Source organism: Streptomyces sp. NPDC055078, assembly GCF_053607985.1.
The window spans coordinates 1-1,883 of the sequence record NZ_JBSGUP010001015.1 but is presented as its reverse complement, the minus strand read 5'-3'; the positions used below and the strand labels follow the sequence as shown (position 1 = coordinate 1,883).

The 1,883-nt window shown below is 71.8% G+C and carries 1 protein-coding gene; it reads right to left on the bottom strand.

The window, feature by feature from the left end:
* Positions 1-148: 148 nt before the first annotated feature.
* A complete protein-coding gene (locus tag ACWF94_RS39670; RefSeq protein WP_453500020.1) occupies positions 149-1,441 on the bottom strand; it encodes a class I SAM-dependent methyltransferase in 1,293 nt (430 codons plus the stop codon).
* Positions 1,442-1,883 lie beyond the last annotated feature (442 nt).

Below are 1,883 nucleotides of genomic sequence, written 5' to 3'. Positions count from 1 at the left end.
GTGAGCATTCACCGCTCACGGCCGCGGGGCCCGCTGTGCGTCCGGCGTCCGTCCTGCCGTACGGCCGGCCGGGGCGTACTTCGCGGTCGTACGACGTCGGCCGTACGAAGCCGGCCGTACGACGATGCCCTGCGAAGCCGGGCGCCCCTCAGGTCCACCTCCGGATGCGCAGCGGCAGCCCGGAGGCCCCGCTCGCGGGTGTTCTGACCGCCAGGATCTGGTTGACACCGATCTTGTTCCGCTCGAAGGCCAGCGCGGAGGCGGCCATATAGAGCCGCCAGACCCGGGCCCGCCCCGGTGAGCTGTGGTGTACGGCCGTACGCCAGTCGGCCTCCAGATTGGCGACCCAGCGGCGCAGGGTGAGGGCGTAGTGCTCGCGGATCGACTCCACGTCGCGCACCTCGAAGCCCGCTTCCTCCAGGCTCGCCACGGTCCGGCCGAGGGGCAGCAGCTCACCGTCGGGGAAGACGTACCGGTCGATGAACTCGTCCACCTGGTAGGCGGACTCGTCCCGCGCCGGGGGGCGGGCGATCTGATGGTTGAGCAGCCGTCCCCCGGGTTTGAGGAGGGTCAGCAGCCGCTGGGCGTACTGGCCGTAGCGGACCTGGCCGACGTGTTCGGCCATGCCGATGGAGGAGATGGCGTCGTACGGTCCGTCGCTGACGTCCCGGTAGTCCTGGACCCGGATCTCGATGCGGTCGGTGAGTCCGGCCTCGGCGATGCGCTTGCGGGCGAAGGCGGCCTGCTCGCGGGAGAGGGTGACGCCCGTGACATGGGCGCCGTACTCGCTGGCCGCCTGCATGGCCATCGAGCCCCAGCCGCACCCCACGTCGAGGAGCCGGTCGCCAGGCCGCAGCCCGAGCTTGCGGCAGACCAGGTCGAGCTTGGCGCGCTGGGCCTCCTCCAGGGTCGCGCCGTCCTCCCAGTAGGCGCACGAGTACACCATCGACGGGCCGAGGACCTGCTCGTAGAACGCGTTGCCCACGTCGTAGTGGTGGCTGATGGCCTGTCTGTCCCGGCGCTTGGTGTGGGAGGAGCCGCTGCGTCCGCGCACCTCCTCGGCGGGTGGTGGCGGTGGTGGCAGGGGCCCGCCGAGCCGGAGCAGGGTACGGGCGGCGGAGCGCAGCCGGGGGTCGCGCAGGGACAGGCGGGGGGCGTCGGGGTCGCTGGCGTCGCGGCCCCAGAGGAGGCCGGCGAGCCGGTCGAGCGCGGTGTAGAGGTCGCCTTCCACATCGATCTCCCCGGCGACCCAGGCGCGGGCGAGCCCCAGCTCGCCCGGCCGCCAGAGCAGCCGCCGCAGAGCGCGCCGATGCCGTACGACGAGAACGGGCCCGCCCGGTGGGCCCGACTCCGACCCGTCCCAGGCCCGGACGCGCAGCGGGAAGGGGGTACCGAGTACGTCCTCGGCAAAGGTGGTCAACCGCAGTGCGGCATCTGTCATGAAGCACACCTCCGTGGTGTTCGTGCGTGCGTTTCCTGCTATTGGAGAACAAGTCGAGCACTCTGGGTGCTTCCCACTCCGGCGAGAATCGCGCACAGAAAGTGGCTGGAGACCCTCGCACGGCGGTGTCGACGGCAGTGGCCGGCCTGCCGAAAGACGACAGAAAGACGCCAGACAGACGGCACACGGACGGCACACGGACGGCAGACAGACGGTTGATCAACGGCTGGTCGACCGCTGGTCACGGCTGGACTCGGCAGCCGGATACGGCCGGTCACGGCGGGACACGGCGTCAGGACACGGCCGGATACGGCTGGACACGGCGGCTGATACGGGCGGACCGGGCGCGGGAGCAGACCCCCACAGGGCATGAGCCGGGCACCAACCGGGCACGCACCGGGCCCGGGCAGCGCGAAGGGCCGCCCGCACCACGGATGGCGGG

What these genes read in the sequence shown, in the direction of transcription:
- ACWF94_RS39670 (WP_453500020.1), bottom strand. Translation starts at nt 1,441, where the DNA reads ATGACAGATGCCGCACTGCGGTTGACCACCTTTGCCGAGGACGTACTC.